This is a genomic window from Dyadobacter sp. SRI_021 (assembly GCF_057586235.1).
In genome coordinates, this window is the sequence record NZ_JBYCZM010000005.1 from 416441 (window position 1) to 442006 (window position 25566).

General features: G+C 46.5%; 24 protein-coding genes and 1 pseudogene. 17 read left to right on the forward strand and 8 right to left on the reverse strand.

What is annotated here, in order from left to right; translation table 11 throughout:
* Window positions 1–104: 104 nt before the first annotated feature.
* Window positions 105–830, reverse strand: a complete 726-nt coding sequence (locus AC2YIT_RS17890) for a DUF6088 family protein (RefSeq protein ID WP_487280074.1) — start codon at window positions 828–830, stop codon at window positions 105–107.
* Between the two features lie 1070 nt (window positions 831–1900).
* Between AC2YIT_RS17890 and AC2YIT_RS17895 the strand changes: the two genes are divergently transcribed.
* From AC2YIT_RS17895 to AC2YIT_RS17905, 3 genes are all read left to right on the forward strand, one after another.
* Complete coding sequence (locus tag AC2YIT_RS17895) at window positions 1901–2218, forward strand: transposase (protein WP_430851117.1); 318 nt, start codon at window positions 1901–1903, stop codon at window positions 2216–2218.
* 53 nt (window positions 2219–2271) lie between these two features.
* Complete coding sequence (locus AC2YIT_RS17900) at window positions 2272–2538, forward strand: IS3 family transposase (protein ID WP_487280193.1); 267 nt, start codon at window positions 2272–2274, stop codon at window positions 2536–2538.
* A 363-nt stretch (window positions 2539–2901) separates the two neighbouring features.
* Window positions 2902–3129, forward strand: a complete 228-nt coding sequence (locus AC2YIT_RS17905) for an integrase core domain-containing protein (RefSeq protein WP_487280194.1) — start codon at window positions 2902–2904, stop codon at window positions 3127–3129.
* Between the two features lie 243 nt (window positions 3130–3372).
* On the opposite strand, the pseudogene AC2YIT_RS17910 reads toward AC2YIT_RS17905, so the two are convergent.
* From AC2YIT_RS17910 to tilS, 3 genes and pseudogenes are all read right to left on the reverse strand, one after another.
* A pseudogene (locus tag AC2YIT_RS17910) lies at window positions 3373–4601 on the reverse strand (IS256 family transposase).
* A 535-nt stretch (window positions 4602–5136) separates the two neighbouring features.
* Window positions 5137–6477: a hypothetical protein gene (locus AC2YIT_RS17915; protein ID WP_430851113.1), complete on the reverse strand. Its 1341-nt coding sequence runs from the start codon at window positions 6475–6477 to the stop codon at window positions 5137–5139.
* 269 nt (window positions 6478–6746) lie between these two features.
* On the reverse strand, window positions 6747–8075 hold the full coding sequence (gene tilS / locus AC2YIT_RS17920) for a tRNA lysidine(34) synthetase TilS (protein ID WP_487280075.1): 1329 nt from the start codon (window positions 8073–8075) through the stop codon (window positions 6747–6749).
* Window positions 8076–8187: 112 nt separating this feature from the next.
* On the opposite strand from tilS, the gene AC2YIT_RS17925 reads away from it, so the two are divergent.
* The 11 genes from AC2YIT_RS17925 to AC2YIT_RS17975 all read left to right on the forward strand — a co-directional run bounded on the left by AC2YIT_RS17925 (window position 8188) and on the right by AC2YIT_RS17975 (window position 17781).
* Complete coding sequence (locus tag AC2YIT_RS17925; protein ID WP_430851109.1) at window positions 8188–9798, forward strand: OstA-like protein; 1611 nt, start codon at window positions 8188–8190, stop codon at window positions 9796–9798.
* Between the two features lie 204 nt (window positions 9799–10002).
* Window positions 10003–10593 carry a T9SS type A sorting domain-containing protein gene (locus AC2YIT_RS17930; protein ID WP_430851107.1) on the forward strand — a complete coding sequence of 197 codons (591 nt, stop codon included), beginning with the start codon at window positions 10003–10005 and terminating at the stop codon, window positions 10591–10593.
* A 75-nt stretch (window positions 10594–10668) separates the two neighbouring features.
* Window positions 10669–11592: an outer membrane protein assembly factor BamD gene (locus AC2YIT_RS17935; RefSeq protein WP_430851105.1), complete on the forward strand. Its 924-nt coding sequence runs from the start codon at window positions 10669–10671 to the stop codon at window positions 11590–11592.
* Between the two features lie 48 nt (window positions 11593–11640).
* Window positions 11641–11952 (forward strand): DNA-directed RNA polymerase subunit omega, encoded by a 312-nt coding sequence (locus AC2YIT_RS17940; protein WP_015814652.1) that lies wholly within the window; start codon window positions 11641–11643, stop codon window positions 11950–11952.
* Window positions 11953–12038: 86 nt separating this feature from the next.
* Window positions 12039–13247 (forward strand): bifunctional phosphopantothenoylcysteine decarboxylase/phosphopantothenate--cysteine ligase CoaBC, encoded by a 1209-nt coding sequence (gene coaBC, locus AC2YIT_RS17945; RefSeq protein ID WP_430851102.1) that lies wholly within the window; start codon window positions 12039–12041, stop codon window positions 13245–13247.
* A complete protein-coding gene (gene porD / locus AC2YIT_RS17950) occupies window positions 13232–14158 on the forward strand; it encodes a type IX secretion system protein PorD (RefSeq protein WP_430851100.1) in 927 nt (308 codons plus the stop codon). Before coaBC ends, porD begins: the two co-directional genes overlap by 16 nt.
* A 10-nt stretch (window positions 14159–14168) precedes the next feature.
* Window positions 14169–14423 carry a hypothetical protein gene (locus tag AC2YIT_RS17955; protein WP_430851098.1) on the forward strand — a complete coding sequence of 85 codons (255 nt, stop codon included), beginning with the start codon at window positions 14169–14171 and terminating at the stop codon, window positions 14421–14423.
* A 130-nt stretch (window positions 14424–14553) separates the two neighbouring features.
* Window positions 14554–16209 carry a DNA repair protein RecN gene (gene recN / locus AC2YIT_RS17960; protein WP_487280076.1) on the forward strand — a complete coding sequence of 552 codons (1656 nt, stop codon included), beginning with the start codon at window positions 14554–14556 and terminating at the stop codon, window positions 16207–16209.
* A 30-nt stretch (window positions 16210–16239) separates the two neighbouring features.
* A complete protein-coding gene (locus AC2YIT_RS17965; RefSeq protein WP_430851094.1) occupies window positions 16240–16677 on the forward strand; it encodes a viral A-type inclusion protein in 438 nt (145 codons plus the stop codon).
* 7 nt (window positions 16678–16684) lie between these two features.
* Complete coding sequence (locus AC2YIT_RS17970) at window positions 16685–17347, forward strand: SCO family protein (protein ID WP_487280077.1); 663 nt, start codon at window positions 16685–16687, stop codon at window positions 17345–17347.
* Window positions 17344–17781 (forward strand): c-type cytochrome, encoded by a 438-nt coding sequence (locus AC2YIT_RS17975; protein WP_487280078.1) that lies wholly within the window; start codon window positions 17344–17346, stop codon window positions 17779–17781. The genes AC2YIT_RS17970 and AC2YIT_RS17975 overlap by 4 nt, the downstream gene beginning before the upstream one ends.
* On the opposite strand, the gene lptC is transcribed toward AC2YIT_RS17975, so the two are convergent.
* From lptC to AC2YIT_RS17990, 3 genes are read right to left on the reverse strand one after another with little or no spacing between them, the layout of a single operon-like run.
* Window positions 17778–18353: an LPS export ABC transporter periplasmic protein LptC gene (gene lptC, locus AC2YIT_RS17980; RefSeq protein WP_487280079.1), complete on the reverse strand. Its 576-nt coding sequence runs from the start codon at window positions 18351–18353 to the stop codon at window positions 17778–17780. The genes AC2YIT_RS17975 and lptC overlap by 4 nt on opposite strands.
* A gap of 12 nt (window positions 18354–18365) precedes the next feature.
* A complete protein-coding gene (bamG, locus tag AC2YIT_RS17985; RefSeq protein WP_487280080.1) occupies window positions 18366–19655 on the reverse strand; it encodes a BamG family beta-barrel-assembly machinery protein in 1290 nt (429 codons plus the stop codon).
* The gene (locus AC2YIT_RS17990) at window positions 19639–20361 is read right to left on the reverse strand and encodes a type III pantothenate kinase (protein WP_430851084.1); all 723 of its coding nucleotides are present in this window, start codon (window positions 20359–20361) and stop codon (window positions 19639–19641) included. The genes bamG and AC2YIT_RS17990 overlap by 17 nt, the downstream gene beginning before the upstream one ends.
* Window positions 20362–20856: 495 nt before the next feature.
* Between AC2YIT_RS17990 and rho the strand changes: the two genes are divergently transcribed.
* The 3 genes from rho (at window position 20857) to AC2YIT_RS18005 (ending at window position 23646) form a co-directional block, all read left to right on the forward strand.
* Window positions 20857–22662 (forward strand): transcription termination factor Rho, encoded by a 1806-nt coding sequence (gene rho, locus AC2YIT_RS17995; RefSeq protein WP_487280081.1) that lies wholly within the window; start codon window positions 20857–20859, stop codon window positions 22660–22662.
* Window positions 22663–22777: 115 nt separating this feature from the next.
* Window positions 22778–23131 carry a hypothetical protein gene (locus AC2YIT_RS18000; protein WP_487280082.1) on the forward strand — a complete coding sequence of 118 codons (354 nt, stop codon included), beginning with the start codon at window positions 22778–22780 and terminating at the stop codon, window positions 23129–23131.
* Window positions 23128–23646, forward strand: coding sequence for a hypothetical protein (locus AC2YIT_RS18005; protein ID WP_487280083.1), 519 nt, complete (start codon window positions 23128–23130; stop codon window positions 23644–23646). The genes AC2YIT_RS18000 and AC2YIT_RS18005 overlap by 4 nt, the downstream gene beginning before the upstream one ends.
* A 67-nt stretch (window positions 23647–23713) precedes the next feature.
* On the opposite strand, the gene htpG is transcribed toward AC2YIT_RS18005, so the two are convergent.
* Entirely contained in the window at window positions 23714–25546 is a 1833-nt protein-coding gene (htpG, locus tag AC2YIT_RS18010; protein ID WP_487280084.1) for a molecular chaperone HtpG, read from the reverse strand.
* Window positions 25547–25566: the final 20 nt, after the last annotated feature.

The following is a 25566-nucleotide window of genomic DNA, read 5'->3' on the forward strand; positions in this document are numbered from 1 at the left end:
AAAAAGCGACCTGATTCTTGAATTCTAGCTATTATGGCCAAAAACTGGTAGAGCGTATTTGTACTGAGCCGCCTGTCTGAAAAGGCTTGAGTCTTCGTGTAATCTCATCTGATGTTCCAGTTTTTTGCTGAGCTAATCAGATTCCCTATCCCGGAAAGCTTATAGCGGGTAATCGGGTTCAACGTTTTGCGGATCGGCGTTGTCAGCGCCCCTTTATCCAAATCTTCTAGAAGAGCTCCGAGCAATGCCCTTGTTGCTGGTGGATACTTCATAGCCAGTCGAATTAGCTTCGCATAATCAGCCTCCGCTAAATCTCTTAGTATAACGAGCAACCTTCGCAAAGAGGATTCCAGAGTCGTACCCGGTATTTTTTTGATGTTTTTGACAACATCTAGAAACTGTAAAAATCGAATATTATCTTTCGTGATCGTGTTTTTCTGCTTTACAAAAGTAATCGTATACCGTTCCCTCTTAAAGGTTGGCCGCACCTGATTTTTACCAATTTCAATAGTGTTACTCACCTGGGTGGAGAGCCTTAATTGATTATAAATACTGTATCCCGTAAGATAACCCCTGATCTTACCATTGTCTTCCAGCAGGTCTTTTACGACTTGGGCCGTATCTGGTGCCAGGCTTCCAAAGACGGAGCTTTCAGGCTTATAATATTTCCCTTTGGCCAGTTTTGTGATCTTTCCTGATTGCGCCAGGCGGTTTAACGCCTTGATAACGGCCTCTTTCATTTCCACATCATCAGACACATCTACATATGTGAAGACATATCCCTTAGGGAGTCTATTTATTCTAGTTGCAACGATACCAGATACTTTCATATCCCAATGTTAAACATTTATTCGAAAAATGTCCAGTTTTTTAATTAAAAAACTGGACATTTTATAACGTTAATTAAACAGGCGAAATCCCAAATAGGCAACACTATCAGGCCATACCTCTCGCTGACGATCAGACTGGGAGATGCATAAGCAACAATACTCCCACGTTGACCTAATTGACACGTCGTAGCTTTTCCTATGATTGCTATATTGGCTCCCGACAGGATTTGGGAACTCCTATGTGCTCCGAAAAGGAGGGATTCGAACCCTCGGAGATAAGGGATTCGAACCTAAAGCATAGAAGAAATCAAACCAATTTTTGTCCTTAAATGGAGAATTTATAACTTTGTATAAAATACGGTTTGTTATTATTTGATAATCAGCCAGTTAGTCGAGTTTTTGTGGGGTATTTTTGGCTAATGTCGTGAATCGTGGAAGTAATTTTTGAAATCTCATAACTCACTGTTTAACAACCCGTTAAATACTAGGTTTCAAATCCTCTCTCTCTGCGAAAAAAGCTTCAAAAACCCTCAATGCATACAGTATTGAGGGTTTTTCTTTGTGAAATGTATTCGAATTCGTAACATTTTGGCTCTCTCATCGTAGCACTAAACGTGCTTGGCATGGCTCCCTTCGACTGGTTCACTAAACTATGGCATTGGCTTAAAACCCTTGATCCAGGAATTGGAGTTCTTGTGTGCGTTGCCGGGGCCGCCGTCTTCTCCCTTTTGGGTGGAGTATATGCATACCGTGGAGGTTTAGAGCAAGGGCGAAAGGACGATATTTTGTCAGGGAAGGTCGATCGAGGCAATGCAATTGGAAAAAGAGCAACTCCATTTTAGAAGACCTTCGCAAAAGGGATAAGGAACTCGAATCCGAAGTCAAGCTACTGCGAGAGGACAATCAAACTTTGAGAAAAGCGAGCATTGTTATCAATGACAACATAACCGGCGGAAGCAGCACTTGCTATTGGGAGTTCGTCCCTAACGAGTCTGATGCGCATGCTTCCTGAGGTGGCTCCGAAAAGCGGGACACATTTTTGCTGAACATGATGCAAAATGAAAGACCCAATGTTCGTAAAAACTCGTCGGAGTTACGATCCTGAATTCAAACAAGAAGTGATCAGAATGCTCGTTTCGGGCCGAAGCGCCAGGGAAACTTCGGAGGCTTTTGGAATTGCCGAGAATGTTCTCTATCGTTGGAGAAGAATGGCAACGAAAAAGACAAAATCGAACAGCGGCGAAAGTGGCAACGATAAAGCAGCGAAGCTAGCTGCGGAAGTTGCTAAGCTCCGTGCGGAAAATGAGCGCCTGAAAACTGACCGCGAGATCTTAAAAAAGGCATTAGGTCTCTTGAGCCAGTCCAACTCAGGGACGTCTATGAGCTGATATACTCGCTTTCTCGGACGCACAAGATCAATTATTTGTGCTCGCTTTTTGAGGTGAGCAGGACAGCATACTATCGCTATCGTCAAGGGAAGAGCCACAACGCTGATAAAAAATATAACCGGCCAAAGCATGAAATTCGGAAGGAATTTATTCAAAACTTCAAGCGATACGGTAGTAGGCGTATTAGAGAATCCTCGAAGCAAAAGGGAATAAAAATCGGGCGTAGGAAGATTGCTGAAATCATGCGTAGAGAAGGATTGAGAGCTATTCAGCCTCCGAAATTTATTCGGCAGCGGCCGACCGTCAAGGACGACAGATAGCAGTCATGGGAAGCGGGTGTCTTCGAATCTTTTACTGAATCAGCCCAAGCCAAAGGCCCCAAATTGTGTGTGGGTTTCCGACATCACGTATTTGCCTCTTAAAGGGGGCAAATGGGCGTATTTATGCGTATGGATGGAGTGGTCCGCCACCGCGGCTGTTCTCTCGTCAGGTAGTTGGCTGGCAATTGGCTGATAATATGCAGGAAAGCCTCGTCCGGGACCCATTGGAAGGGGGCTCTTTTGAGGCGCAGGGTAAAGCCCGGGATGATCATACATCGCCGGGCGACCCCGTCTGATCGTGGCGGGCAATATCTGTCGCACAGAATGAAGAAATTAATAAAGACTTTTAAGCTGAAACAGAGTATGTCCCGCGCCGATGATCCGTACGATAACGCCTCGGCCGAATCGTTCTGGAGCAGATTGAAAGCAGAGTTGAATATGCCGAAAGGTGGTTATGAGAGCCTCGAACAGTTAAAAACAGTCCTATTTGAATACATTGACGGATATTACAATACAAGAAGATTACATTCCGCTTTAAACTATCTGAATCCGGTAGCTTTCGAAGCCCAATACTATAGACAAACGGGATAAGATTTGTCGTTTTAAATATTTACTAACCCGCAAAAGTGTAAACCGAAACGGAACCACGTCATACGTTTTTCTGAAACAGAAGGAGAATTCCCACTTAGGGAAGTAGAAATACATATCGTCAACAATATTATTATGGTCAATCCCGAATTTTATGTGGAGTTCCTCTTTCAGATCAAAATGTCGTGCGATGGCTTGGGACTATCGCATTAACTGTGTAAACTTTCAATCGGGGCTGGGCAGAGCTTAAAGCCTGACCCTGTCTTCAAAAATAGTTAAAACCTGATCGCCGAAGCGACTGATTCAGGATCATGCCCCAATTCCGAATGGGCATGGTCCATTTTTTAGAAGCCTCTCTGAGCGCCAGATAGACGGACTTCAATACTGCTTCGTCATTGGGAAATGACAGCTTGTTCTTAGTGTACTTCCTAATCTTGCCATTCAGGTTTTCGATCAAATTGGTGGTGTAAATAATCTGCCGGATTTCCAATGGAAAATCAAAAAATACGGTCAGTTCATCCCAATTCTGCCGCCAACTTTTAATGGCGTAAGAGTATTTGCTATTCCATTTCGATTCCAGACTTTCCAAGGCAACCAGAGCTGCTTGCCTGGTGGGAGCGGCATAGATATCCTTCATGTCGCGGCTGAATTCTTTTTTGTCTTTCCAGACCACGTAGCGACAGCTGTTGCGAATCTGATGGACGACGCAGATTTGGGTAGCAGATTCTGGAAACACAGACCGGATCGTTTGGGTAAAGCCGTTTAGATTGTCGGTGGCCGTGATCAGAATATCCTGCAATCCGCGGGCCTTCATATCGGTTAATACGCTCATCCAGTAGGCCGCAGACTCGCTTTTACCCAGCCACATGCCCAAAATCTCCTTGTAGCCATCCCGTTTAAGACCGACGGCGATGTAGATTGTCTTGTTGATGACCTTGCTGTTTTCGCGCACTTTGAAGACAATCCCATCCAGCGGTCCGCCGCCGCGGCCAAACAATGAGGTAGACTGGCTCCAAAGGTCGGTTTTGCCAGCTGACAATATCCTCAGCTATCCGGGAGGTAATGCGGCTAATTGTAGAAGCCGAAACATCAAAATTGTAAACATCCTTGATCTGCTCTTCAATGTCAGAGATGCTCATTCCCTTAGCGTACAGCGAGACGATTACCTCTTCGATGCCATCAACCATACTTTCCCGCTTGGGGACGATCATGGGATTGAAGCTGGCGTCCCGATCTCGCGGCACACTGATCTCGGCTTCGCCATAGCTGGTCCTAATCTTCTTTTTGTCGTAGCCATTACGTGAACTACTGTTGGCCGATTGTTCGTGCTTGTCGTAGCCTAAATGCCCGTCCAGCTCACCTTCGAGCATCTTCTCGATGCCACGCTTCTGCAAATGGCCCAGGAAGTCATTGAGCGCGTCGCGGCTCTTGAACTGCTTTAAAAAATCATCCGTTAAAAGATCCTCTGGTCTCATAAGCTGTGTTTTGTTAAAAATAAAAAATCGGGATCAGTAACCCCGATTTTTCACTTACACAGTTTTTGAGATAGTGTCGATGGCTTTGTTTATGTCGGCTAGTTGACATTTCAAATTAGCAACAGCATTTCTATTGAGTGTAAGTTCCGAGCGAACCTCATTAAGCCGTTGAGTTAACCAAGCCTTTCTTCCCAAACATTCCTGAATTTGTCGTAAGCTATTGCCATAACCCACCGCCCATTCCCTATATGCATGCGTGTTCAATAACTTTTGAAAAAGGAAAAACGGAGGCTTTTGTTCCTTAACCTGAGCCAACACGCTTTCCAGGAGCCGAATTAAATTATCCGTTTCCCTCATTTGCTCTTTCAAATCACTTTCCTCACCGGACAGCGCGCGAATAGCATCTTCTGTTTTATTCAGTTCAGTTTCTAGTCGGCATTTTTTTGCTTTATTATCTTGGTATGCCGGATATTCATTATGGAAAATGCCGGCTTTTCGTTTAAATAGTTCGAACCCGTCAATTAGTATTTTCAGTTCATCTTTTGTATCGTCGAATTTTTTGTTTGTATATAAATGTCTGATCGCTATCCGGGGCCCTATAAATACTCCAAAGCATATCCTGAAAGCCGGGAATAGATTTCTCGGTGTCACCCAACCAAAACTTCCATTTGAAATCAGCCTTGTTTTGCGCGTTGCCAAGTGCTGCACTTAGTACGCCCCAGCTCTCTCCTTCAATGAGGCGCCCGGAGTATCGGGCAAAATGATCAGCGTCGCTAAATTCCACCCGATCTATCTTCTCGATCGACGGCAGCGCCTTGGTGATGTTCTCAACGGCTGTATTGTTATTGCTAGCCTCCACAATACCACTGTCACATAGCGAATCGGTCGTTACCCTAAAATATCCGCTAAAACCTTCCTCCCTTTCAATCCGTGTAAATTGTGCAAAAAGGTCATCCGGACCTGTCGTCATCAGCATTATGGCTCTTTTTACAACAATTTCGGCGGCTCCGTCTTGTAGTTCGCCGATGGCTACGTTTACGGCTCCCGCCTGGGCAGTATATAGACCATAGGCCGTTTTCGCCGGCCAACGTCCCATCGGTATAAAATCAGGCGAAATGGTTTTGCATAGAAGAGGCCTATTTACAACCAGGTCATCCCGGCCTTTCTCGTCCACTGTAACACTGAGGTATTGTTTAAATGCCTCCCCGTAGGCAGACTCGCCTTGTTCAATAAGCTTGTTCAGATCGTTGAGATAAAAACTGTTCAGAAAGCTAGTATCAGGCTCTGCATCCTTAGGCACTTCTTTAGCAATAGCAAAAACTTGTATCGGGATGTTATTCCAACCCTTTGTAATATCTTTCAAAAATCTTATTTCCTGTTCCAGTTGTCGCCAGGTTACAGATTCCCCTTTCCTTTCCGATGTTTCGTCAACAAATGGTGGAATATTATAGCGTACTTCAAAATCCGACTGAGCATCAGCTATTTTCTCTGGAACAGCTGCTAAACCTGCGTGATCTTCAAGACAATTTATCCCAAACATAAACGCCGCAGGGATGTAACTTTTGGGATCGGGGCGTCCATCCTCATCCAGCAACAACGCTGAAAAACAGGTATCTCCGACAATCGGCTCGTCCCAATCCGTCGGCATTTCTGCTACCTTCAGCAATGCTTCGATATTACCTGCAACTTCCTTTTTGGGTATTTTACCGAAAAGCAAAGTATAGCGCCATACATTTGTTTTTGGGTTGCGCAGCGGTTTCCTGCTTTGCCATGGAAAAGCAGAATTGGGTGTTAGGGCAAAAAAATCCTTATTGAAATCCGGCAGATTGAATACCTCAACATTGCGCCAGAAATTCAAAATATCCTGCTGTTTCAAGTCTGCTTCTATTAGTCCTTTATTTGTTTGTATAGAGAATTTGTATCCGAACCGCAACGCCATGGAGTCTACCTTAGCAGTCCAATGCAACCATAATGTGAGCCCTGACTTCGCTAATTTATAATTAATTCTCTACCATTATGACAATCGTCATTTTTCCTCACAAACTTCCTCACGTTCTTGCACATGATAGAACTAACCGAGTAATATTAGGATAGAAATTCGTGGAAAAATGGCAGGGTTTATGATCCGGCCATTTTTATTTTCTGTTACTTGAAGGAAATCACAAGGATATTGCTTGTGGCAGCCGTGGTTTTAAACCGCTCGTCGGCACGGATTCCCACCACCCAGACAATTTCGCCACTACCATTAAGCAGCACGGCGATCTTTTCCTTTTCGAAAAGGTTAACTTTGTTGTCGATCAGTAAATCGCTTACCTTTTTCCGTTTACCGCCCATTCCGAAGGGGTGGAAGATGTCCCCTTGCTGCCATCTCCTGACTGTCAGGGGGAATGAGAGCAAATCCGAATCGACCGCGATCGTTCTACTGTCGAAGTGGACTGAACTTCCGGCCGGTAATACTTGCAAACTGAACTTCGCTCCATGCCAGTCCAATGTTGCTCCCGGTTCCTCAATGGTCAGCGTCTCAGGATCGGAAGTTTGAAAAGATGCCTTTAATATCAGGTAGTCTCTGTCGACAAGCAATATATGCGTTGGAGAGAAAAAGCGCTTCCCCGGGATTCCTTCCAGCGATGCAATGATGTTACGCAGCTGGCCGTATTGAAAGCCAAAATCTTGCAAAATGAACCACAGGCGGTAAGCGGGCTCCGCTTCGCCCAATATATCGGCGATCGGTATACGAAGGATACCAGCCTCCTCCCGAACAACTTGCGTTTTCCATCGCTCTAAATGTGCTTCAAGCAATACATTGGCCGCCCGGAGCCGCTCTGACGAAACATTAAATGTACTTTCCAGGGAGGGATTCAACTCGGCCAGGACCGGGATCACGTGATGGCGGATCTTATTCCGGGAGTAATCGTCTGTTTCGTTACTCCTGTCTTCCCGCCATTCAACGGCGTTTTCAGCAGCATATCGGTTGACTTCCGCGCGGTTTGAGAGCAACAGCGGACGGATCAGATGACCGTTGACAGGCCCAATACCCGTCAGTCCCGCTAGGCCGGTTCCCCGTGCGAGGTTGAGGAGCAAAGTTTCCAGCGAATCGTTCGCGTGATGTGCGGTGGCAATCCACTTGTAACCGGACTCACTCCTGATCTTCTCGAACCACTCGTAACGCAGTGCTCGGGCTGCCATTTGAGTTGAAATGGAAACACTTTTTGCGTAGTTTTTAACGTCTGGCCTTGTCACAAAAAACGGAAATTTGTAACGCATAGCCAGTTCACGCACAAATGCCTCATCACCATCCGACTCCTCACCTCTCAAACCAAAATTACAATGTACAATGCCCGCCGGAAGTCCCAGAGTATGAAACAGATGGGCCATTACCACAGAATCCACCCCACCGCTGACGGCGAGCAAAGTCGGCTGTCGTTTCAGATCCGGCGTGTGTTGGTTAATAAAAGTTAAAAACGAATCCAACATGAACCTGCGAATCGGATTTGGTGTACTTTTGAATAAATGAGAATGGATTTATCTCTTCGTCCGGATGGCAACGGGACAGGATCCAGCCAAAGGTAAGAGAAAGAAAAGCAACATGAACAAAAAAAATAGTGCGGGAACCTGCAACCCTTTTAAACTTTTCGGCGTCATCAATATCAAAAGAAATATATTTCAACTGACGTTCTTTGCCTTACTGATTTTTTCGCCTTATCTGTTCGCACAGAAAGCATTACCTCAGGCGCAGCCTATTCCCAGTGATAACCTGGTGGAGATCCTAAAGTCTGACGAGCTGGAAATTATCAACGAGCCCGGCGACGATTCGCGGCGGGTCACAAACGGCGTTTTCAGGCACAAGGGAGCACTTTTATACAGCAACCTTGCTATCCAGCACATCAACTCCAATATGATCGAGGCATTTGGCAATGTCAAGATCGTACAGGGAGACACGATTACAGTAACGGGGGATACGCTCTATTATTACGGAAACACCCGACTCGCAATCGTAAGTGGAAGGAAAACAGTCTTGAAAGACACCAAAAAAACGTTGACAACCCGGAAAATCGAGTACGATATGGCCAATGGAATGGCCTATTACAAGTTGCCAGGCCGGACCGTCGACGAGGAGAATGTGCTCACCAGCAAGGAAGGAGTTTACAACACCAGCACCAAAGAATTTACGTATTACAAAAACGTAAAGCTGGTGAACAAAAAATACACGCTCACGACCGATACACTGCTCTACAACTCGATCACCAAATGGTCTTATTTCAATGGCAAGACCAAGATCGTGAACAAGGACGGCACGGTCGTAGGGACCCGGGGGCAGTACAACACGGAATCGACGCAATCAGCATTTCACACGCGCACGACGGTCGATAACGAAACGTACACGCTCACGGCCGATTCCCTGGTAGTCGATGGGAAATCGAATGACGGCAAGGGAAAAGGAAATGTGGTGATCGTTGCTAAAAAAGACAAAACCGTATTGAATGGCGACGAGGGATACTATTGGAAGACAAAAGGTTATTCCAAAATTTTTGGCCATGCCTATGTCAGAAATGTGGTATCCGAAGACACGCTCTACATTCGGGCCGACACGCTTTACTCTTTCGAGAACTCGCGTGACAGCACCCGGAAGCTGATCGGAGATCGCAATGTGTTTATTTACAAATCCGATTTCCAGGGAAAATGTGACTCGATCACCTACGACACGGCCGATTCAATCATCCGTTTCTTCCGCAAACCGATCCTTTGGAGCGATCAGCATTACCAAATGGAAGCCGATTCAATCACGGCATTCCTGGTCAGCAATGAGATCAACAGAATGCTCCTCAAAGGAAAATCTTTCGTGATAACGGAAGACACGCTTGTGAAGCAATTCAACCAGGTGAAGGGAAGGACAATCAACGCCTACTTCCAGACAGGAAACAAATTGAAGCAGGTTTTGGTAGACGGCAACGGGGAAAGTGCCTACTATGCAATAGATGATAAGCAGAAAAATATCGGTCTGAACAGGGTCGAATGCGGGAGAATGAACCTGCTTTTCGAAGACAATCGCATCCGGCGGATCGCATTCATCGGGAAACCAGACGGGAAGTTAATCCCCCCTTCGAAAATAAAACCCGCTGAGAGGCAACTGGAAGGTTTTAACTGGCGTATAGCCGAGAAACCGACGAAAGCCAAGACGACCTGGCAGGAAAAATAGATTTTATCAGAAATTACGGCGGTGTTGGCTGTCGGCATGATTTTTTACCATACAAAAATAAAGTTACCCGGTCGCACAATATATTTTGAATATACAATTATTTCTCTATATTTTTGTAGCGTACTTTTCAGCTAAAAAAACACATAACGCATTAGTAAAAAGTATCCGATTGCAGCTATGAAAAGAACTATACGTTTTATATATATGATTTTAGCCTTGGCCCTGAGTATTCAAGGGTTACAGGCCCAAAGTGTGTCGGGGGGAAGCCGCCTGAACATGGTAGGCAAAAAGAAGGCCCCCGCAACTCAGAATATCAAATTCTCAAACTTTTCAAGTGGTGTAAGCTACAAGCCACTGACTTTGCAAAATCCAAAAGCGCTGAATAGATTCTACACTTCGTTTCTTTTTGCGTCCGCCAATCCGGCAGAGAACAGCACACTGGCTGTCGAAGTCGCCGAAAAAGGCAGTGAAAAGAAATCCCCTGCAATGGAGGCTCAGTTAAAAGCAGAGGAGCTTTTGTTCGTCAATGACAAGATTTCGGTCTCCAACGTTTATCCAAACCCTGCGAGTGAATATGCCGAAATCGATTTCACGATCAATCCGGGCCTGCGCGACGCGAAACTGACTTTTTACAATGTGCTCGGTTCGCAAATGCAGGAGTTTACACTCAATAAAAATGATCGTAAACTGCGGATAAACACAAGGGACATGGCTACTGGCCTGTACTTCTACCAGTTGTCCGTTGACGGCAAAAAAGTGGCCACCAAGAAAATGCTCGTTCGCCATCAGCAATAGGCTAACGTTTAACACTATATCAGCTACGCATTCGTTATGAATCGTGTAGCTTTTTTTATTACCTTTGCAGTTAATATGCGAAAAAACAGTCCGGCAAGCTATTTCTTGCTATTCATTGCAATCCTTGTTGTTACTTCCTGCAGTAAGTTCTCCAAGTTACAGAAGACAGGTACGGATCAGCAGAAATACGATGCTGCCATGGCCTATTACAAAAAGGCGGACTATTACCGCGCAGGACTGCTGTTTGAAGAGCTGATTCCGCTATTGAAAGGAAGTACCGAATCCGAGCTTGCGCAGTTCTATTACGCTTACTCACAATACCATCAGGGCCAATACAATACGAGCCAGTTTCTCTTCAAGAAATTTTACGATACCTACGCACGTAGTGATTACGCGCAGGAAGCATTATACATGCACGCATTTTCGCTGTATAAAGACTCCTCGCCCTACAACCTGGATCAGACGAGCACTTTCACGGCAATCTCGGCCATGCAGGATTTTATCAACACGTATCCCGATAGCCCTTTCCGCGAAGAATGTACCCGTTACATCCTTGAATTAAGATCTAAACTCGAAAGGAAGGCCTACGAGCGCGCAAAGTTGTATCATAAGATCAGCGACTTTAACCCGATGTCGCTTAAATCGGCGGTTATTTCGATTGAAAATTTCCGCAAAGACTTCCCCGACTCGCAATACAATGAGGAGCTTGCGTTCCTGAAAGTAGAATCCCAGTATAATCTGGCTTCTAACAGTTTCAGTGATAAGCAGAAAGAAAGATATCAGGATGTTGTCAAGTTCTACCAGGAGCTTGTTGATAAATATCCGACCGGCAGATATAACCGCGACGCCGAAAAAATGTACGACGACAGCCAGAAGCAGATCGAAACAATCGCCAAGGTGGAGGCCGAACGTCAGAAACTGAAAGAAGCTCAACCGGACCCGGCTACCAAACCGGCTAAGGTTACCACGCCGGCTGTCAATACACCGAACGGTCAATAGCAGGCACCATTTATTTTGTTTTAAGAATTTAAACTATATCAGACCATTATGGCAACGAATCCATCGATCATTACCCGTGATACAGACAAGATAGCGGCGGTAACAGGTAACCTGTATGAATCCGTATCGGTCATTTCCAAAAGGGCTCGCCAGATTTCCAGCAAAATGAAAGAAGAGCTGAACAATAAACTGGCTGAATTTGCCTCCGGTGTGGATAACCTCGAAGAAGTGTTTGAAAACAGAGAGCAAATCGAAATTTCGAAATTTTACGAGCGTATGCCTAAGGCAGGGAGCATTGCAATCGATGAGTTCATCGAAGGCAAAACTTACCACAGCTACCGCGACGCCAGCGAAGAATAATACAATCGCATTTCCCAAAGCCCGCCATGAATCTGATTGATGGCGGGCTTTTTTCTTTTTAACTTTACAATCAAAACCTTGTAAAATTGAATCTGAAAGGTAAAAAGATACTGCTGGGTATTTCGGGTAGTATTGCCGCTTATAAATCTGCGTTGCTGGTACGGCTGCTTGTAAAGGCAGAAGCAGAGGTTCGCGTGGTAATGACCCAGTCCGCGACGGAGTTTATCACGCCGCTGACGTTGTCAACCCTTTCCAAAAATCCTGTTCTTACCTCATTTACCAAAAATGAAACGGGCGAATGGAACAACCACGTCGAACTCGGACTTTGGGCTGACCTGGTCATTATTGCTCCCGCCACAGCAAAAACGCTCTCTAAATGTGCCAGCGGCCATTGTGACGACTTGCTTACAGCCATCTACCTTTCGGCCCGATGCCCCGTATTTTTCGCTCCTGCGATGGATGTGGATATGTTCAAGCATCCCTCCACTCAGCATAATATCGAGAAACTTGTTAGCTACGGAAATAGCTTCATTTCGCCGGAGCACGGAGAACTGGCTAGCGGACTGATCGGCGACGGAAGGTTGGCTGAGCCGGAAAATATCATCAAAGTACTCGAAGCACATTTCTCCCAAAGGCCCGCTGCCCGCTCGAAACGCGTGCTGATTACCGCTGGCCCGACGGTCGAGCCGCTCGATCCGGTACGATTTATCAGCAACCGCTCTTCGGGCAAAATGGGGTATGCCATGGCAGAGGCCTTCGCGGGCGCGGGCGCGTATGTAACGCTGGTGAGCGGCCCCACGCATCTAAAAGCGTCCAACCCTAATATCCGGCTAATCGCTGTCGAAACGGCCAACCAGATGTTTAATGCAGCTAAGGAGAACTTCGAAGCCAATGACCTGATCATTTTCGCAGCAGCAGTAGCCGATTACACACCCCGACATGTAGCGGAACAAAAAATCAAGAAGCAGGGCGAAAGTATGTCGCTGGACCTCGCCAAAACAACCGATATTGCAGGAACCCTGGGTGCCATGAAACGACCTGGGCAAACGATCATCGGTTTTGCACTCGAAACGGAGAACGAACTGTACCACGCCGAGGATAAGCTGATCCGGAAAAATTTCGATTACATTGTTTTAAATTCGCTCAACGATCCTGGGGCAGGTTTTGCACACGATACCAACAAAATAACCGTTATTGACAAGGACAAAAATGTGCAGCGTTTCGACCTTAAATCCAAGGAAGAGGTCGCGCAGGACATTCTTAATATCGTACTAGCCAAATGGAGCGAAGCATAAAACTACTGATCCTGACTGTTCCGCTGTTATTAGCGGTGTTCATGCAACGTGCATTCGCGCAGGAATTCCAGTTTACAGTCAATCTCAACTATGAGCAGTTGGTAGCGCAACAAAAGACCGACCCGCAGTCGATGAGCCAGTTGCAGACCTATATGAATGATTTTCTGAACAATACGCGCTGGACTAATGACCAGTTTGCCAAGGAAGAGAAAATCAAATGCAAGCTCAATGTGAACCTAACCCGCTCGTTGGCACAGGGAAATTATGAAGGCAATGCGCAGCTGGTCGTCTCCCGCCCGGTTTACGGTTCCACTTACGAGACTGTGCTTTTTACGTATGTCGACAAGAATTTCACATTTACCTATCTACCCAGCACACAGCTCTATTTTAATGAAAACAGCTATACAGAGGAGCTTCCCTACATCCTGGCATTCTACGCCAACATCGCGCTGATTTTCGATTATGACTCATTCAGCAAAATGGGTGGATCACCGTATGTGCAAAAAGCATTCAACCTGGTGAACCTTGCGAGAAATTCCTCTCCCAACAAGCGCGGCTGGGACTCTAATGGCGACTCCAAAAACCGCTACTGGCTAATCGAAAACCTTCAAAGCCAGCAGTTCACCCCATTCCGCGAAGGGATGTATAAATACTACCGCCAGGGACTGGATGTAGCAACGCAAAACCCCGCTGAAACCCGTGCAAAAGTGCTTGAGTTCCTGAATACCATTAAAGAAGTTAATCAGCTCCGTCCGGCAAGCGTAGTGATCAACTCTTTTTTTGATGCCAAATCAGATGAATTGTATAAAATAATGATTGAGGGGCTGCCGGAACAACGCACGCAAGCCTACACGCTGTTGGTTAATCTTGACCCTTCAAAAACCCAGCTCTACCAGCGGCTATCCATGTAGTACATTATTCATGAGTAAAAGACTGATACGGGTTACGCCCGATGAAATAAAAAGCAAACAGGGGATTTTACAAAAACAGCCTCTTAACGTTATCCTATCCAACGGAAACACGTTTTTTGGCAGATTGATATCCGTCGACGCCGCGCAGCTTGTGTTGAAAGATACCCGCAACCACCAGCACCAGATCGCACTTTCCGACTTGTACGAAGTGGTCTACGACGACGACAGAGGCACCGTACCGCCCAGCAGGCATGCTAGCCTATAAAATCAGGTCAACTTCCTGTTATATTTCCTAATTGGGAAGATCATGCCTATATTCGTATCGGAGACAACGTTGATCCCCTTCATCATAGCCAGGTTGCACCATCTCCGGCAATCTGCTTCCTAAATTAGACATGCTTTCTAATTTACTGATCAAAAACTATGCGCTGATAAAGCACCTAGAAATGTCCCCCGATCCCGGCCTGAACATTATCACAGGCGAAACGGGTGCCGGTAAATCCATTATGCTTGGTGCGATAGGCCTGCTGCTCGGAAACAGAGCGGACGCAAAATCCCTGTACGACAGCAGTGAGAAATGCATAATTGAAGGCACCTTCAACCTTACAGGCTACGATCTGGCACCCAACTTCGAGGACGAAAATCTTGACTTTTCGGAGGAATGTATCGTGCGGCGGGAAATCTCGGCAGCCGGCAAGTCGAGAGCGTTCATCAACGACACGCCTGTAAATCTGGAAACCCTGCGAAAGATCGGCATGCAACTGCTCGATGTCCATTCGCAACACGATTCGATATTGCTTGGTAATAACGAGTTTCAGCTGCGCGTTGTCGATTCTTATGCCGAAAACGCCGATCTGCTCAAAACATACCAGGCCGACTTTAATGCATATCGGGAAGCCGTAAAGGCATTCGATGAGCTAAAACGGCAGGCTCATCAGCTTCGCAAAGAGTTCGATTACGACCAATTCCTCTTTCAGGAATTGAATAATGCGGGTTTAAAATCCGACGAACAGGAGAAACTGGAACAGGAGCTGACAATCCTGGAAAATGCGGTGGAGATTAAAGAAAAACTCCAACTGGCCCATGCTTACCTGGATAATCCGGAAAATTCGGCCCTTGATTTACTAAAAAATGCGGTAGGCTCACTCACCCAGGCGTCGCGGCTTGTGAACGAATATGATATTCTGCGCCAACGCGCTCAAAGCGCGCTCATTGAGCTTCGCGACCTGGCCGAGGAGATCGACCAGGTGAATGGCAATGTGGAACTGGATTCAGCGCGGACCGAAGTCGTTCAGGAACGGCTGGACCTGATTTATTCATTACTCAAAAAACACCAGGTATCCGCTGTCGCGGAACTGCTGGATATCGAGGCCAACTTGCAGGACAAGCTGAGCATCGTCATGAACCTGGATGAAGACTTGGCCGCGGCCGAAAAGAAAGTTACACTGACTCATGACAAGATGCTTGCCGGGGCAAAAGTACTTTCCGAAAGGCGCAGAAAAGTAACCGTAGCGATTGAAAAGCTCATTCTGGACAGACTATACGAGCTTGGAATTCCCAATGCATCGCTTAGTATCCAGATCAACGAAACCGCGCCGACACCGAGCGGAATCGACTCAGCAACGTTCCTTTTCAGCGGTAATAAGGGTATTGTCCCACAAGAATTGAAATTAGTTGCCTCCGGCGGAGAATTTTCCCGGCTGATGATGGTTATTAAGTATATACTTGCCGACAAGCGAAAGTTGCCGACCATCATTTTCGACGAAATCGACACCGGGGTTTCCGGCGAGATTGCTAAAAAAATGGGAAAAATGATGCAAAATATGGCCGTGAATCACCAGATTATCGCCATTACCCATTTGCACCAGATTGCCAGCAGCGGCGACGCACACTATTTTGTATATAAAGATCACTCCTCGGACAGAACTGTCAGCAGGATTAAAAAACTCACCATCGATGAACGTGTACAGGAGATCGCCCAGATGATCGGCGGGCATAATCCGTCGGAAGCCGTGCTGCACAATGCACGCGAAATGATCCTGAGAGATTGACATACACCAATTCGATTAAACCCATTTGATATGAAAAACCTTATCCCTCTATCCTTCCTCCTTATGCTCTGCTTCGCGTGCGGAAAAGACAAAGACCAGGAAAAACTCGCAGGCCTTGAAACCGAAGTACTGGCGATCCACGACGAAGTAATGCCTCAGCAGGAAGATATTATGAGCCTGAAGTCGCAGCTTTCCAAGAAAATCCAGGGGATCGACAGCCTCCAAAATGTGGGGGTAAGCAGCAACACCATGGCCGAACAGCGCATTAAGGCAGTAGATTTGAACCAGAAATTGGCCGATGCCGATAAGCTTATGATGGACTGGATGCATGCATATCGCGGCGATTCGGCCAAAAAGCTGGAACCCAAAGAAGCGCTCCTTTATTTTGAAAAAGAGAAAGAAAGGATATTGCTCGTCAAACAAGCCACACTGAAATCGATCCAGGAGGCAAAAACATTCTTAGAATAACCCGTTTATGAATTCGAAAGTAAAATCAATCCTTTTTCATTCCCTGTTTATTTCCGGCTCATTGGCTGCCATTACCGGTTGTGGCGATTCGAATAGTAAACTGCCAATCCTCGGAGAGCGTGACGTGGTAAAGAAGACTGTGGACGGAAAGGAAGTCGTTGACACCATTTATAACAAGATCCCGAAATTCGCTTTTGTTAACCAGTACGGCGATACTATTACCGAGAAAATTGTTGAAAACAAGATTTACGTGACGGACTTTTTCTTCACCACCTGCCCTACCATTTGCCCGGTTATGAAAAAACAAATGGTGAAAGTCTATGAGGCATACAAAGGTAATCCGGATGTGATGATCCTTTCCCATTCCATTGATCCGGAACACGACACACCGGCGGTATTGAATCAGTTTGCGAAGGATTTGGGGGTGGAAGGCCAGCAATGGCAGTTCCTGACGGGTGATAAGGCCAGGATTTATGAAATTGGCCAAAAGAATTACATGTCCACAGCCAAAGAAGACACTACCGTGCAAGGCGGATATATCCACAGCGGGGCATTCATCCTCGTAGACAAGGAGAAGCATGTGCGTGGCATGTACGATGGTACCACCGAAGAAGGGACCAAGAAGCTGCTCAACGACATGGAACGGCTACTGGCTGAATACAAAAAATGAAATCACTGCAATTGAATCGTATCGCAACGACCCGCATACTCGCGGCGCTGGTGCTGGGCCTGACATCATGCCGCAGTTCGGAAGAATTAAAAAGTGAGCAGTATTTTGTGACCGGACAGCAATTGTACATGACGCATTGCGCCAACTGTCACCAAATGGAAGGCAAAGGAATGTCTAATCTCTATCCGCCCATTGCCGGATCGCCAATCCTTTCCGATAAAGCACGCGTGGCCTGTATTATCCAGTATGGCATGAGCGACACGATCGTCGTGAGCGGCAAGAAATTCAGCCGACCAATGCCGCCCAATCCTAAACTAACTGAAATAGAAATTGCTGAAATCGTGAGCTTTGTCTCAATGAAATGGGGGAAGGACAGCGTGTACACACCCATCGAGGTTATACACAAAGCATTGGCTAAATGCAAGGCTGATTAAAATTCTGTCAGGAATGTACCGGTCCCTTTCCGCAATTTAATACGCGAAAAGTCCTGCTCAGCATCCATACCTACGGCATTGGTAGTCTCCGATGTCAACGTGTTTCTTACTTTCAACGGCTTGTCTGTAAAAACCTTGCGGGTCCCGGGACTCCAATTGAGTTCTGTTGTAGTCAGAACTTGATGGTCTTGCAATTTCACAACACGCACATGTCCCTTCACAATATACACGTCTGCATTACGGTCGTACCTGCCCGAATCTGAGCGTAACGTAGTTATCACCGTCCCCAACGAGTCAAAGAAGCTGATATTCACCGAGTCCGGAAAAACCCGGGTTTCGTTCTGATAGGTAAATGACTTCGGCGTTTTGACATAGACTTTCATCTTGCCCTGCTCGCTGTATTTTACCACCAGGTCGTTGACAATTTCTATCGGTCCATTGTATACCGCCCCAATCTTTTCCGTTTTCGGCTCACAAGCCACGAAAAGCAACACGCAAAGCGCCAGAATACAAAAAGGAGATAAGTGATTATCTCCTTTTGAAAAAACCTTTTGAATGCCTTTCCTAAGCATAAGACTGCCTGTTTAATCAATCCTTCTCTTCTCAAACCATCTTTCCAGGAGCGTCACACCCAGAACCACGCGCCCGTAACGCTCGCGGATGGCGCCGCCAGAGTTGGTACCGCGCTGCCCTCCTACAAATGCTATCGAAAGGAAGTTGGCAAAACCACGGCCCATCGGGAAAGTAAAACCGAGGCTGACATTTGTATCATTGATTTTCGTATTGCCCACCACGTACGGCGTATTGCCGGTGCTGAAACCAATACGGTAGCGAACGTTGTCAAAATAACTAAGTGAACCGAACTTCGGGATATATTCCGCACCGACGTGCAGACGATTCACGTCTCTCAGCTCCTCATTCACATTCCCGAAGCCTCTGTACTGCGACCATGACTGATGGCTATAATCTACTGACACAGATAATTTGTATGGCCATTCGAGGGTTGCGCCCACCTGATATTGCTCAGGAACTTTCATGGAACCTCCCAGGTTGTTTTCCAGTGTATCTGGTATCGCCACAGGGAACGAGCCTTGTGTTAGTTCAAAAGAGGTAGTTTTGGTGGAGTTCAGCGAAGTACTGAAGCTGTAAGCACCTCCCAGGTTCAAGTTGAGTTTGTTCTCTTTTTTGATAGGGATACGAACCGTACCGCCCGCGCGGAAAGCAATGTCTGAATAGGTATTGCGTTCGTTGAGACTCACGATATAATCGGACGCCGTATTGTTGACAAACAACATTACATCGGACGACCTTCGCACATTGCCAAAAAAGTAGCTACTTTCCAGACCCAGGCTTACATAACGGCCGATCTGAAACGAGTTTACCAACGATGCCTTGTTGACGCCGCCTTTCCCTGAAACGGTATATTCAGCAATACCGGAAGAACCGGGAACTGAGCGGGTAAATGAGTTTTCGAAATCAATGAAACTATAAGGCTTCAGATTGGCGCCAATCACCCATCGCGGCGTAATTGGAAAAGACAATGACAGATAGGCAAGGTTCCCACCCGCATTTTTCTGATTAAGGTTACCGGAAGCAATGTCTTTATATTGTCCAACCAACCCCACATCCAGGGTTGTAAACCTGTTACGCACCCAGAGCGCCGGGTTTAGATTGTTGACCTGGAAGCCGCCGCCTGCGGCGACGCCTGCTCCTCCCATACCAGTATTATCGGAATATGCATCCCCGTAAAACTCCCCCATACCGAGGGATGAATACGGAGAATTGCCCAATCCTTGTGCTTTTGCAAGATTTGTACAACCCCAACCGAGTGTAATGGCAAGCGTGACTATTCCTATTCTACTGTGAAGAGACATTATATGTTAAAATTCTGTTCAATCCTATTAAAACCAGTTCCGGCACCGCAAAGATGGGTGGTTTCAAGCTACTTTCAAAAAAAGCGGCATCCCCACCGCATAATACTACGCGCAAAGTCGGGTAATTGTGTCGGTATCGTTCAATAATTCCTTCGATTTCAGCGAGGGTGCCGTTCATTACACCGCTCTGCATGGCCTGACGGGTGCTTTTTCCGATCAAATCAGGCGCTTTTTCAGGCTCGAAAAGTGGAAGTCTTTTAGTAAACGTATGCATTGCATTGAATCGCATCCGTACACCGGGAGAAATTAACCCACCCTGAAATGCCGCATGACGGTCGATGAGATCGTAAGTAATGCAGGTCCCCATATCGATCACCACGAGATCCTCATTAGGAAAGAGATAATTCGCGCCCGCAGCAGCGGCAATCCGGTCGGCGCCAAGTGTTTGTGGGGTATCATAATGCTTTGTAATCGGTAAAGGGGTATCTGGCGTTAGGCCCATAACCCGTACCGGCTCTCCGAGCGCTTCCTGGAATTCCTCCTGCGTCCTGCCGACCGACGAAAAAAACAGGTGCTCCGGCAGTTCTGCCCTGATATTCCGGATTAATTCCGGGAATTCCAGGTGCGTCGTATATCGTATAAGTTTTTCCCCTTCGAACCATCCGATCTTCGAAAAGGTATTCCCGGAATCCACAACAATGTTCATAATCCGCAAAATTCCGATTTTCCCGCCATAAAAACTAAGGCCCGAAAGAAGTTACCGACCGTTAAATCACTGACTTCGGCAGATTATCGAAGATTTTTTGTCATATAAAAACAATAACAACCCGCTTGGCATGGTTTTTAGGCTAAATATTTGGAAATTAAACCATATATGTATACCTTCGTCCATCCAAGTCAGTATCGACTCGTAAATCCAAATTCCATCTCGCAGTAACTTCGCACCTCAGCGTTATCGAGATTCAAAATCTTGCCGATTTATTGTCAATACTTCCTGTTTGTACCTGTTACAATTATCAGATTTGATCCATCAAAGTTTTGCAGAGTAAAGCCTTTCGCGCGGGCTTTCGCAATAAATGCTTATTATAACCTATCAATGACCATCACGTGACTTCAGGGCGCGCAGTCCTGTTTACATCCAATTATATTCACAACCTTATTGTCCAATTGGTAAAGTGACCCTTTACTTTCCATTTTCTGTATGCCTACAATTGATGATTTAAACATTAAGCTTTTATCAGAGCTACGAGAAATAGCGGGTGCCCTGGGAATACCCGATCATGCCAAACTTCCTAAAAAAGAACTAATTAACCGGATAATGTCGCAGCAGGACGCACCTGCACCTGTTGCCGAGCCCGTAGTTGTGGAAGCTCCCGTGCTGGAAGCAGTTTCAGCGGATTCTGGTGAACCCAAGAAAAAACGCGCAAGGAGGCCGATCGAGCCTACCCCTGTGCCTGTGCCCGTGAAAGGCGGTAACAACCGTCCGGTACGGAATAAAAAAGAGAACAATCAATCGGGCCTCTCTTCTGCTCCGTTGTTCGATACACCTGCCCGCCAGGAGTTCCCGAAACGTCAGGAAGAACGTCCGAAAAACATAGATACGTCGCTCGAAATCGATGAGGATAATGATACCCTCAACGACCTGGGCAGAGAAATCCCCGCCGAACCGGAGGTAACAACCGAACCGGAAGTAGCCGTTGCCGAAATTCATGCTGACATTCAGGAGGAAAAACCTGTGGTAGTTGCGCAGGAACCAGTTGCTCAGCCGCGTGAAGAGCGCCAGCAACGTCCTCCTCACGAAGGCCAGGAAAGACATCAACAGCCACAAGCCCAACGCGAAGACCCTTCTTCGAAAATCAAACGCAATTACAATAACTATGTAAGAGAATTTGATGGCCTGATCGTCAACGAAGGGGTGCTGGAAATTATGCAGGATGGCGGCTACGGCTTCCTTCGCTCTGCGGATTACAATTACCTGGCGAGTCCCGATGATATTTACGTTTCGCCTTCGCAAATCAAACTGTTCGGCCTGAAAACCGGTGATACCGTAAAAGGTCAGATCCGCCCGCCGAAAGAAGGGGAAAAATACTTCGCGCTCCTGCGCGTAGAAACGGTTAACGGTAAAACTACCGAGGAAATCCGCGACCGTATCCCATTTGAATACCTTACCCCTTTGTTCCCGGATGAATGCCTGCGTTTGAGTTCGCGCCCGGAACAATATTCCACCCGTATTCTCGACCTTTTTGCACCGATTGGAAAAGGCCAGCGCGGTATGATCGTAGCTCAGCCTAAGACCGGTAAAACCGTGCTTTTGAAAGAAATCGCGAACGCTATTACCCGTAATCACCCCGAAGTGTTCCTGCTGATCCTATTGATCGACGAACGTCCGGAAGAGGTTACCGACATGCAGCGCAGCGTACGTGCGGAGGTAATCGCGTCAACATTCGACGAGCAGGCCGACCGCCATGTGAAAGTAGCGAGCATTGTTTTGGAAAAAGCCAAAAGAATGGTGGAATGCGGTCACGACGTGGTAATCCTGCTCGACTCCATCACACGTCTGGCACGTGCGTACAACACGGTGGTTCCTTCGTCCGGTAAAATCCTTTCCGGTGGTGTGGATGCCAACGCATTGCACAAGCCCAAACGCTTCTTCGGAGCGGCACGTAATGTGGAAAACGGTGGTTCTCTGACCATCATTGCTACCGCCTTGATCGACACCGGTTCCAAAATGGACGAAGTGATCTTCGAAGAATTCAAAGGTACCGGTAACATGGAATTGCAACTCGATCGCAAGCTATCCAACAAGCGTGTGTTCCCGGCTATCGACGTAATGGCCTCCGGTACACGCCGCGAGGATTTGCTGCTCGACAAGGAAACACTCAAGAAAGTATGGATCCTGCGCAAGCACATGGCCGATATGAACGCGATGGAATCCATGGACTTCCTCCTGGAACATATGAAAGGGACCCGGAACAACGAAGAGTTCCTGATCTCCATGAACCGATAACTCATAAAGCCCGGGCTGACGTCCGGGCTTTTTTGCGTTATTAGCCCTCCTGTTGGATATTATTTGACGAAGCCCTATTTTTAGGTAAAGCATAATCCGTCAAACTCTGTTCCTTATGTTCAATAGCAAGGCACTCTGGTGGACGCTCCTGGGATTCTGGATAGCAGGTTCTATTTACTGGCATGTTTGCAGGATCAGGCAATTTTGCGACATGCTGTTCGACTCTCAGTCGCTCCTGCCGGAAATGTCGGCGCAGCGAGGCCAGCTTTATTTCTCCCTCCGCTCTTTCGGGTTTCCCAGTTATCACATTGAGCTCAGCCATTTCTGGCAACATACTATTATGATCGGTGTCACGCTGATTATCGGCTTTATATTGGGCAGAACTTATGAGGTCAAGAAAACAAGGGACTTACGGTATAAGCTAAACCGCATCCATCGCGAACTGGCCTATTATCAAACGAAACAATGAACCTCACGGCTATCACTATTGACCTCGACAGTCTTCCCGTAGCGGTTGCAGAAATTACGGTGCTGCTGACTGCCGCTACCGCGGCCGGCTGGTTTCTGGCAAAAGTGATTATCAAAAAGAGAATTGATAACTTGCAGCAATTAATAGAGGAAAAGAAATACGAACTGACTCAATACCGGACTTTAACAAACACCACAGTGGATTACCCGATTGCTACGAACGCTCACAAAACCGTTTATCCCCCCATCAGTCCCGATCACGCCCCCGACGACCTCAAAGTCATTGAAGGAATAGGCCCCAAAATCGAAGAAATTTTAAATAAAGAGGGCATTCACACCTATGAACAGCTAATGGAAACACCTTTGCTTCGCATTGCAAGTTTCCTGAAAAAAGCCGGCCCACGTTACCAACTCCACGATCCCACGACCTGGCCGCAGCAGGCCGGTCTCGCTAGGCAGCAGAAATGGGAGGAACTGGAAAGACTGAAACTCAAACTGATTTCGGGAAGATCCTGACTCGTTCAGAAAGAACATAAAAAAAGCCGCTCGTTGAAGCGGCTTTCTTCCTATTAATACACAGACTTTATGACAGCGTGCTTACGGTTCTTTGAATAAACTGGGTCAGGTCATTACCGGAAAGCATTCCTTGTGACAGCAAAGCCAGGTCATAAACCTGCTTAGCCAACGACTTTTGCTCGTCTTCATTCTCCGAACCTGCAATTTTACCGATCAGCGGGTGATTGGAGTTAAGTGAAACCGTGTACATTAAAGGCATATCTCCAAACATCGAACGCTGGCCTGAGGACGCCTGCATGTCAGTCATACGACGCATGAATTCGGGGAATGTGATCACCACCGGCAATTCGTCAACCGGCATTGCTTCCACGGTAATATGCGCCGTTTTGTTTTCTGCAACGCCTTCAAATACCTTCTTCACTTTTTCCTGATCGTCAGAAGAAAGGATGCTTTCCAACTTCACTTCTTTCTCTACCAATTTATCTAACGTATCGGCATCAACACGTTTGATGTTGATCTTTTCCAGTTTCTGCTCCAAGGCATTGATAAAGTGTGAATCGATCATGCTGTTCAGTACAAGCACGTCATAGCTACGCTTTTTGGCAGATTGGATGAATGCATCCTGCTTTTTCTCATCAGTGGTGTACAACCAAACCAGTGATTCGTTCTTATCGGTCTGGTTTTCTTTGATATGCTCCCGGTACTCCTCGAAAGTGAAGTATTTACCATCGGTGTTTTTCAACAGACAGAAATCCTTCGCCTTTTCATAGAATTTATCATCGCTGATAATACCATATTTCACAAACAGGCCGATGTCATCGAATTTTTTCTCAAAGCCTTCGCGGTCGTTTTTGAAGATTTCGAGCAGTTTATCAGCTACCTTACGGGTAATATAACCGTTAATTTTCTTCACATTACCATCCGCTTGCAGGTAGCTGCGGGATACGTTCAAAGGAATATCCGGAGAGTCGATCACGCCGTGCAGCAGTTGCAGGAAGTCAGGGACTATATCCTTCACTTCATCGGTAATAAATACCTGACGGCTGTAAAGCTGAATTTTCTCGCGCTGACCAGCGAAATCGTTACGCAATTTCGGAAAGTATAGCACACCGGTCAGGTTGAATGGGTAGTCCACATTCAAATGGATCCAGAAAAGCGGGTCTTCGCCGAATGGGTAAAGTTCTTTATAAAATGCAAGGTAATCTTCGTCATTCAGGTCAGAAGGGCTTTTAGTCCAGATCGGGCTTGGATTATTAATAACCTTGTCTTCAAACTCGATTTCGATCGGCAGGAACTTGCCGTATTTTTCCAGAATGCCACGTAGGCGGTGCGCATTCAGGAATTCTTCGGAATCTTCGGCAACGTGCAGGATAATGTCAGTTCCGCGCTCTTCCTTTTCTGCGGAAGAAATTTCAAACTCTGTCGAACCGTCGCATTCCCAGCGAACCGGCTCCACGCCTTCTTTGTAAGATTTGGTAATGATCTCCACATTCTGGGCCACCATGTAAGCAGAGTAGAAACCCAGACCGAAGTGACCGATAATGCCTTTGTCGCCCTCGCCTTTGTCCTTATATTTTTCTACAAACTCGGTAGCACCTGAAAAGGCAATCTGGTTAATGTATTTTTTGATCTCGTCGGCTGTCATACCGATACCATTGTCGCTGATTGTGATCGTTTTGGCATCTTTGTCAAGCTTCACAACCACTTTCAGATCGCCCAGCTCGCCATTGTATTCGCCGTAGGAAGCCAGCTTTTTGATCTTTTGTGACGCGTCTACCGCATTGGAAACGAGTTCTCTCAAAAAGATTTCGTGGTCCGAATAAAGGAATTTCTTGATAATCGGAAAGATATTCTCGGTGTGAATGCTCAAATTCCCTTTTTCCTGAATCACTGATTCCATAGTTATGCTATCGTTTGTTT